Origin of the sequence: Bradyrhizobium sp. CCGB20, from assembly GCF_024199855.1 — a bacterium.
In the GTDB taxonomy this organism is placed as follows: Bacteria; Pseudomonadota; Alphaproteobacteria; order Rhizobiales; family Xanthobacteraceae; genus Bradyrhizobium.
Genome location: NZ_JANADN010000001.1, coordinates 5,894,332 through 5,903,634 on the forward strand (window position 1 = coordinate 5,894,332; position 9,303 = coordinate 5,903,634).

At 62.4% G+C, this 9,303-nt stretch carries 6 protein-coding genes; all 6 read left to right on the forward strand.

Translation table 11 applies throughout. The features are described 5' to 3' along the window. Positions 1-114: 114 nt before the first annotated feature. Positions 115-1,092: an NADPH:quinone oxidoreductase family protein gene (locus tag NLM15_RS27650; RefSeq protein ID WP_254120644.1), complete on the forward strand. Its 978-nt coding sequence runs from the start codon at positions 115-117 to the stop codon at positions 1,090-1,092. Positions 1,093-1,189: 97 nt separating this feature from the next. Then, positions 1,190-2,221, forward strand: coding sequence for an LLM class flavin-dependent oxidoreductase (locus tag NLM15_RS27655; RefSeq protein ID WP_254120645.1), 1,032 nt, complete (start codon positions 1,190-1,192; stop codon positions 2,219-2,221). A 443-nt stretch (positions 2,222-2,664) separates the two neighbouring features. Next, positions 2,665-4,281 carry a TolC family outer membrane protein gene (locus NLM15_RS27660; RefSeq protein ID WP_254120647.1) on the forward strand — a complete coding sequence of 539 codons (1,617 nt, stop codon included), beginning with the start codon at positions 2,665-2,667 and terminating at the stop codon, positions 4,279-4,281. A 109-nt stretch (positions 4,282-4,390) separates the two neighbouring features. Further along, positions 4,391-6,736 carry a type I secretion system permease/ATPase gene (locus NLM15_RS27665; protein WP_256565500.1) on the forward strand — a complete coding sequence of 782 codons (2,346 nt, stop codon included), beginning with the start codon at positions 4,391-4,393 and terminating at the stop codon, positions 6,734-6,736. Between the two features lie 3 nt (positions 6,737-6,739). Next, entirely contained in the window at positions 6,740-7,993 is a 1,254-nt protein-coding gene (locus NLM15_RS27670; RefSeq protein ID WP_254120649.1) for an HlyD family type I secretion periplasmic adaptor subunit, read from the forward strand. Positions 7,994-8,206: 213 nt separating this feature from the next. Further along, a complete protein-coding gene (locus tag NLM15_RS27675; RefSeq protein ID WP_254120651.1) occupies positions 8,207-9,244 on the forward strand; it encodes a transglutaminase-like cysteine peptidase in 1,038 nt (345 codons plus the stop codon). Positions 9,245-9,303 lie beyond the last annotated feature (59 nt).

Here is a 9,303-nt window from a genome sequence, read left to right on the forward strand (position 1 = left end):
GCCGGCTGGGCGGCACCCGACGTAGAAGCCGACGATCGACATCGGTGCAAGAATGGGGGATGTGGCGGTAGACTACTCTCGGAACTCGGACAACAAGACCAACAGAGGTCCGACATGAAAGCCGTCGTCGTCGAGCAATACGCGTCCATCGATCACATCGAGCTGAAGGACATTCCACGCCTGCCCATGGAGCCCGGACAGTTGCGCATCCGGGTCGAAGCCGCGGGAATCGGCTTTGTCGACGGCTTGAAGATTCAAGGGCTCTATCAGACTAAGGATCCCCTGCCCTTCATTCCCGGGACGGAGTTCGCCGGGATCGTGATCGAAGCCCCGGGCGAGCCGGGAGGCTATCGAGCCGGCATGCGCGTGATGGGCATGACTCGGTCGGGCGCGCTCGCTGAAGAGATCGTCGTCAGGCCCGAAGCGCTCCATCCGCTTCCGGACGGCGTCACGGCTGAGGTCGCGGCCTCGTTTCGTGCCAATTATCTCACCGCCCTCTATGCGCTGAGCGCGCGCGCGATGCTGATCGCGGGCGAGCACCTTCTGGTGCTGGGCGCGGCCGGCGGCACCGGGACCGCGGCCGTTCAGATCGGCAAGCTGCTCGGCGCCCGCGTGATCGCGGCGGCATCGACCCCGGAGAAGCGCGAGTTCGCGCTGGCGCACGGCGCCGACGCGGTGATCGATTACACGCAGGCGAACTGGCGCGAGACGTTCAAGGAGCTGACGGGAGGACACGGCGCCGACGTGATCTTCGATCCCGTCGGCGGCGAGATCTCGGTGCAGGCGTTCCGATCCATCGCCTGGCGCGGACGTCATCTCGTGGTCGGCTTTGCCGCCGGCGCCATTCCCGCGCTGCCTTTCAATCTGCCGCTGCTGAAGGGCGGCGCCCTGCTCGGCGTCGATCTCGCGCAGATTCCGACACGAGAGCCCGAAGTACAGAAGTGCCTGATGGCGCAGCTGATCGGCTGGCTCGCCGGGGGCAAGCTGAAGCCAGCGGTCGGCCGCGTCTTCGCGCTGGATGATTTTCGCGAGGCGTTCAGGACGATGCAGACCCGCGGGGCACTCGGCAAGATGGTCGTGCGGATCTCCTGATAGGCTTCCAAACGGAAACCGAGCATTTCCGGAAGCCGACTTGTCGCATCGCGGCCATCCATTAAATCTGAGCGATCATCCCACAGAGATATGATCGATGACCGCACCGCTCGAATTCGGACTGGACACCTTTGGCGACGTCACCAGGAACACCTCCGGCGATATGCTCCCGCATGCGCAGGTGATCCGCAACGTCGTTGACGAGGCGGTGCTCGCCGACGAGCTCGGCCTCGACTTCATCGGGCTCGGCGAGCATCACCGCGCCGACTTCTCGATCTCCTCCCCGGAGACCGTGCTCGCCGCGGTCGCCTCGCGCACCAAGCGCATCCATCTCGGCTCCGCCGTAACGGTGCTGAGCTCCGACGATCCCATCCGCGTGTTCCAGCGCTTCGCCACGCTCGACGCCCTCTCCAACGGGCGCGCCGAGGTGATCCTCGGCCGCGGCTCGTTCACGGAATCCTTTCCGCTGTTCGGCTTCGACCTGCGCAAATACGAGGCGCTGTTCGAGGAAAAGCTCGATTTGTTCGCCGCGCTGCTGTCGCAGAAGCCGGTGACCTGGGAAGGCAAGCTGCGTCCGCCGCTGCGGGATCAGCTGGTCTATCCGCCGGTCGAGAACGGCCGGCTTAAGACCTGGATCGGCGTCGGCGGCAGCCCGCAATCGGTGGTGCGCGCCGCGCATTATGACCTGCCCCTGATGCTCGCGATCATCGGCGGCGATCCCGCGCGCTTTGCGCCCTTCGTCGATCTCTATCACCGCGCGTTCAAGGAGTTCGGCCGCACCGCGCAGCCGATCGGCGTGCATTCACCCGGCTACGTCGCCGAGACCGACGAACAGGCGCGCGAAGAACTGTGGCCCGACTACAAGGCGATGCGCGACCGCATCGGCAAGGAACGCGGCTGGCCGCCGATGGGCCGCGACGAGTTCGTCAACGAAGCCGAGCACGGCTCGCTCTATGTCGGCTCGCCGGAGACGGTGGCCCGCAAGATCGCCAAGACCGCAAAAGCGCTCGGCATTGCGCGCTTCCAGCTGAAATATTCGGCGGGACCGCTGCCGCACGAGAAGCTGATGAAGAGCATCGAGCTTTACGGCCGCAAGGTGGTGCCGATGGTGCAGGAGATCATGGGCTGAATGCGAGATGGCCCGCGCCGGCTCGATCAAGATTGACGAAGTATCGGGAAATGAAGATGGCAAACCTGCAATCCCCGCCTCCAGTAAAAGAGACATGCAATTCTTAAAGGCATCGACGAATGGCTTGTATTCTCATTCGGCGCACGAGAATCGGGCATCCCTGACGGAGGACAAGGTAAACAAATCGTAAGGGCGGGACGTTCTAATCTCTCACAAGAGGTAATATAGAACCTTTCTTCGCAAATAAGTGGCGAAAATGCGACAGCTCTTCTCCATTTGCCCACCTTTTACTCATTCGGCCTAGATTATCATTCCAGTCCTTGCAAAGCTGATCGCTATTTCCGGGGGCCCCGCGTTCGTCGCAACCGACACGGGTGGAGGTTAAATTGTTTGGGCGAATTCTGATTTCTAGTGCTTTGCTTCTCGTTCCGTGCGGAACCGCCATGGCGGAGCCGTTCTCGATCAACGACGCGCTAAAGCAGGCCGTCAAAACCAACCCGGGCGTCGGCGAGGCATCGGCCAACCGTCGCGCCACGGAGAGCGAGCTTCGGCAAACCCAGAGCACGCTGTTGCCGCAGGTGCGTGTCGAAGCACGGTGGGGGCCCGAAAAGTTCGATCAGAGCGCTGCCGTCACGAGCAGCACCGCCCTGCCCATCCCGGTCGCGGGCAATGGCTTGTGGCGGAACGGATCGCAGGAGTCCGTGGTCGTCCGACAACTTCTGTTTGATGGCTTCGCTTCGATCCACGACATCTGGCGGCAGACAGCCCGTGTCAATGCAGCCGCATTCAGAGTGCGCGAACGCACCGAACTGATTGCCCTGGACGCGGCGGAAGCCTATGTCGACGTCGTGCGCTATCTGCGACTGGTTCAGCTTGGCGAGCAGAACGTCACAAATCACGAGAAGATCTTCTCCAACGTCAACACGCGCTTTTCCGGCGGACGGGCCGGCGAAGGCGATCTCGAACAGGCCCGCGAACGGGTTGAAAGTGCGCGTGCGACGCTCATCGAATTCCGCCGCAGCCTGGAGGAGTCGCGCGCCAAGTACCGCAAGGTCGTTGGACTCGAACCCATCAATCTTCGTTTCCCGGCCCCGCTGGCCGGCCTGCCGTCGAGCCGCGACGAGGCGCTCGCGACCACTGTCCGGTTCAACCCCACAATTCAGGCCGCTCAGGCCGACGTTGATGCGGCAAAGCATGCGTATCGCGTGACGGACGGCGCGTTTGTGCCGACCTTCTCACTCGAGGGCCGCGCGACACACAACGACAACACCTATCCCTACCTAGGCGTCACTCACGACGACTACAGCGGCAAGGTCGTGATGTCCTGGGATGTGTTCCGGGGCGGTCAGGATGTCTGGCGTCGGTCCGAGATGGCCGAACGCTATGTCGAGAGCACGGCGCGGCATGCACGCCTCCAGCGCGACGCCATCGAGTCGATCGACAAGGCGTGGGCGGCGCGCACGGTCACGGCGACCAGAATAACGACGCTGATACGTGAGAACGACGCCAGTCGGAAGACGATTGCGGCCTTTCAGAAGGAATATGAGCTTGGCCAGCGCTCGCTGATCGACCTCTTGAACGCGCAGAACCAGTACTTCAATGGGCTGGTCTCGTTGACTTCGGCACGTGGCGTCGTGGTATTTGCCGACTATCAACTCCTGGCGGCTACGGGCACCTTACTCGAATACCTGAAGGCTCCGCCACCGGTTGATGCCGCACCGGTGGATCTCGGGCTACTTGGGACGCCGAGCTACAAGTTGCCTACGCCTCGCTTGAAGTTGCCACAGACCGGCTCTGAGCCACTCAATGTTCCGGTGCCCGCACCTGAAGCGGCGCCGCAACGTCTAGGCTATGCGCGTGAAGCACCCGACGCCGATATGTTCAAGGACAGGTGGCCAAGATCGTCCGCCCTGCCGAGTTCGGCGGGAGCAAACGCGTGGCTTACCCAGCAGCTAAGCACAGACGGCCCGGTTGCGTTGCAGACCTCACCTGTTGCCGCTTACGCGGCAGACAAGAAGCCACATTGGCTGGCGACAGCATTTGACCCGGTCCAGAGATAGTTCCGGTTCCGGAATGTAATCCAGGGAGAAGGGTGCGGTTGGCGGGGCGCCAAACGACGAAAATCTCTTGGACGATTAACCTTTAGTCGGACTTCAACCTATTAACTAAATGATTCCTCGACGTTTTCGGCTATGTTGGAATGACGAACTTGTTAACGAAACACGTCATTTTCATTTTGGGCATTTGCAATTGTTGTTTCGATCAACCGAGCCAACGCGCACGCATGGCCGCTCCGCTGCGGTAACGACAGCCGCGCCCGAACCCGAGCAAGCAGAAGCCGCTCCCCATCAGGGTGACCCGCTCACATCATCCCTGATGTACTTGTCCGCCTATCACGGCCGCGCCGTCAGTCGAGAGGCGCTGCTCGGAGGACTGCCGATCCTCGACGGGCGATTGTCGGTCCCGCTCTACGACCGCGCAGCTCGGCGCGCAGGACTCGAGACCCAAGCGGTCAAGCGCGAGATCGCGGACATACCCGCACTTGTGCTGCCTGCCGTCCTGATCATGAAAAACGGGACGACGCTCATTCTCCTGGAGTTCGAAAACTCCGGACGCGACATCAGGGTCATCGATCCGTCCCTGACGCCGAATAGCCCGGAAGTACACTCCGTCCAAACTCTCTCGCCGGGTTACACCGGATATGCGTTCTTCGTCAGGGCTGCAGCCGAGAGCAACGAGCGTGTCGTAGCCGCCGGCGATCTGCCGCGTAGTCACTGGTTCTGGTCGACCGCCAAAGTGCATTGGCGCAGCTACGGGCACATCGCGCTCGCCGCATTGCTCGTCAACATGCTCGCATTGGCCACGCCGCTGTTCACGATGAGCATCTACGACCGCGTCGTGCCGAACGGCGCCGTTCCCTCGTTGATCGCGCTGTCGATCGGAATGGGCCTTGCCATCCTGTTCGACTTCGTGCTGCGGATGGTACGAAGCAAAATGATCGACACGACCGGCAAGACCATGGATGTGGTACTGGCCGCGAACATTTTCGAGCACGTCATGTCGGTCAAGATGGCGCAGCGGCCATCGTCGGTCGGCATCATCGCCAACCAGCTTCGTGATTTCGATTCGGTCCGTGAGTTCTTCACATCCGGCAGCGTGGTTTCGGCGACCGATCTGTTCTTTGCCATCATCTTCATCGGCGTATTGTTCACGATCGCGGGTCCGCTTGCCTGGATACCGCTCGCCATGTTGCCGATCATGATCGTCATCGGTCTGGGGCTACAGCGTCCGCTGAGCCGTGCCATGAAGCGGCTCCAGGCAGAATCTGCCGCACGGCACGGCGTGCTCGTGGAATCGCTGTCCGGCATGGAGACTGTGCGCGCCACTGGCGCAGAATCTCGGATGCAGACGGCCTGGGAGCGCTCTGTCGCGGCCACCGCCCGCTCGGGCGAGGATGTGCATTTCTGGTCCTCGATGGCTCTTACCGCCACCAACGCAGCCCAGCAGGCAACGAGCCTCCTCCTCATCGTCATCGGCGTGCTCCTCATTCTCGACGGCAAGCTCTCGATGGGTGCGCTGGTCGCAGCCAACATGCTGGCTGGTCGCGTGCTGGCTCCGATCGCCGGTATCGCCTCGGTGATCACGCGCGGCACCCAGACGCTATCCTCGCTGAAGTCGATCGATCGCATCATGTCGCTGGAACGGGAACGGTCACCCCAGCGCACCTATATATCCAGGAAGATCGACCAGGGGCGCATCAGCTTCGATAACGTCAGCTTCGCCTACCCCAATGCGCCGGGCAAGGCGCTCGAAAGGGTCACGTTCAAAATCGAAAGTGGCGAGCGTGTTGGCATCATCGGACGCGTCGGATCGGGGAAAACGACAGTTGGCCGCCTCCTGCTGGGCTTCTACGAGCCGCAGGAAGGCCGGATCCTCGTCGACGGCGTTGACTCACGTCAATACGATCCCGCCGATCTTCGCGCCGGCATCGGCTTTGCCCTCCAGGATACCGATCTCTTTTTCGGCAAACTGCGTGACAACATCGCCCTCGGCAAGCCGGAGGCGACTGACGAGGAAGTGCTTCACGCGGCCCGTCTGGCCGGCGTTGAAACGTTCATTGCCGGCCATCCGATGGGCTATGACATGCCCATCGCCGAAGGCGGTCGCAGCCTCTCGGGCGGTCAAAAGCAGGCGATCGGCCTCGCGCGTGTCCTGATCCGAAATCCGCGGATTCTATTCATGGACGAGCCGACGGCGCATTTCGACGTGCGCAGCGAAGCCGAGTTTCTCGAGCGGTTGAAGGCGATCCACGGCGACCGCATGACCTTGATCATCTCGACGCACCGCCTCTCGCTGCTCAATGCGGTCGACCGGCTGCTGCTGTTCGATAGCGGCCGCCTCGTCGCAGACGGGCCACGCGACAAGGTCCTCGCCTTGCTTCAGGGAAGGCCGAGTGGGCCTTCGGCCGAAAATGCGCCCCACCCCACCATGTCCCGAGCTCAATCGCAGGGCTGAACCATGGCGTCATCCGATTTTGCTTTCGCCAATGATGTCCGCGCTGCCGCGCTCACGCGCACGCCGCGAACTTCGCGCATGCTCCTGATCACATTCCTCGCCATGCTGGCGGTGTTTGTGACTTGGGCGCACTTCGCCATCCTGGACGAGGTCAAGCGCGGCAACGGGCGTGTCGTGCCGGCGCGCCAGATCCAGGTGGTGCAGTCACTCGAAGGCGGTATCGTCGGCGAGATCCTCGTGCAGGAAGGAGCGATCGTCCAGCGGGGACAATCGCTGATGCGCATCGACGATACGAAATTCGCATCCGAATTCGGCGAGATCAGGGAGCGACGCGCCGCAATGGCCGCACGCGTCACCCGGCTGGAGGCCGAAGCGAGGGGAAAGACCGAGCTGGCATTTCCCGATCAACTCGACCAGGTCGTACCGTCGGCCGTGGCCACAGAGACCAGCGTGTTCAAGATGCGCTCGCAGAAGCTGGCGCAGGACGTGGACGTGCTGAACCAGCAAGTCACGCGCCTGACCGGCACGCTCAAGCTGCTGGATCGGGAGTTGGCTCTGACACGGAAGCTGTATGAGCAGAAGGTCGTGCCGGAGATCGAGATGCTGCGCCTCGACCGCCAGGCGACCGAAATGAGGGGGCAACTCGCAGAGGCTCAATCCAAGATCGCGAGTACGGTCTCTTCCTTCCGTTCCCAGGCGGACGAAGACCTTGCCAAGTCGAAGGGCGACCTCGCCGTGCTCGACGAAAACATCAAATCGGCACAGGACCGGGTCAAGCGAACCGATCTGAGGGCGCCAGTGCACGGGATCGTCAACAAGCTGAATATCACCACCCTGGGCGCTGTCGTCCAGCCTGGTGCCAACGTCATGGATATCGTTCCTCTTGACGATACGCTCCTGGTCGAAGGCCGCATTCGGCCGCAGGATATCGCCTTCATCCGGCCCGGCCAGGATGCCGTCGTGAAGATCTCGGCCTACGATTCCTCTGTCTACGGCTCGCTGAAAGGCAAGGTCGAGCGCATCAGCGCCGATACCATCGTCGACGACAAGGCGGAAAAGACGCCGGAGCGACAGGAGAGTTTCTACCGGGTCATGATCCGGACCGATAAGAACCATCTGGGAACGGAGGAGAAGCAACTCCCCATCATTCCCGGCATGGTCACCACGGTCGAAGTCCTCACCGGCCAAAAATCGGTTCTGGATTACATCGTCAAGCCGGCCCGCACCCTGCGCGACGAAGCGCTGCGCGAGCGCTGAGCCGCGGTACGGTTAATAAAGCGCAAAGTCAGGTGCGGCAATTTGGCGGCCGCTCGAAGCATGCGATTGACCGCCTTCGCGACAATCACCCCGCTCCTTCCGCGATTTAACCTCACCTAAGCGTCCCAGGTCGCAGTCTCGATCCAACAACAGGATCGGGGCGTGGATCGACGCAATAGACGTTGACGACGCTCCCGGCAGGGGACGTCGTTTATGGCACTGCAATTGGAATTGCAGCGAGCAGGCTTGCGCGCGCTTGGCGTCGGCCTGATTGCATTGATCGCGACCGGTGCAACATCGCCCTCCCGGGCCGATGAGGCCATTGCTTCGGGCTCCATGGCGTCGGACTCTCAGGAAGCCTTCGCGCCCGGCATTGACGCCGCCTCACGTCCGCCGGCGACGTTCTTCCGCATCAACGATGTGCTCTCCAAGCTCGACGCAATGCGAGGTCGCGGCCCGAAGGCGGTCCGCCTTGCCGCCCTCACGCCTTCCGGTACCGTGACCGACGCAGCACCAGAACCCAAACCGGCACCCGCCAAGGGCGACGAACCGTTCGGCCTGTTCACCTTCCGCGCGCCCGAGGGGCTGCTGTGGCACAAGTGGCGTGGCCTCGAGGCGAAGCTCACAAAGGACGCCGAGACACTCAAACAGTGCCAGGCGGACGCCGCCAATTGCCCCGCTTATGCCGCGCAGTTCCTGCGGCTGATCGCCTCCGTCAAATCAAAATCAGGGCGGGACCGCCTCGATGAGGCGAACTGGGCCGTCAACATGGTCGTTCGCTACGTCAGCGACTTCGCGCAGCACGGCGAGGCCGACCGCTGGAGCTCGCCGCTCGAGACTTTCGCCACGACCAAGGGCGATTGCGAGGACTATGCCATCGCGAAACTGTTGGCGCTGAACGAGGCTGGATTTCCGAGCGAGGACATGCGGCTCGTGCTGGTGCGCGACCGCGCCGTACGCCAGGATCATGCGGTGCTCGCCGCACGCCTTGATGGCCGCTGGCTCATTCTCGACAATCGGCGGAACAGCCTGATCGAGGATGGCGAAGCAACAAGCCTCACTCCGCTGTTCGCCATCAATCATGACGGTGTTCACCTGTTCGCGGCGCCCTACGCGAAACGGCAGCCTCTCACCGGCGAAATCGCGGCCGCACCGGCGGCCGAAGGCACCGACCGTGTCGAATGGACCGGAGAGGAGACACTCGGTAGCGGTGGCCAAGGCGGCCTCGGCTCCTTGCCGCTCCTGCTGTGATCGCCAGCACCGCTCGCGGACAAATGCTATAAAACAAGAAAAAAGGCGCCGGAGGAACC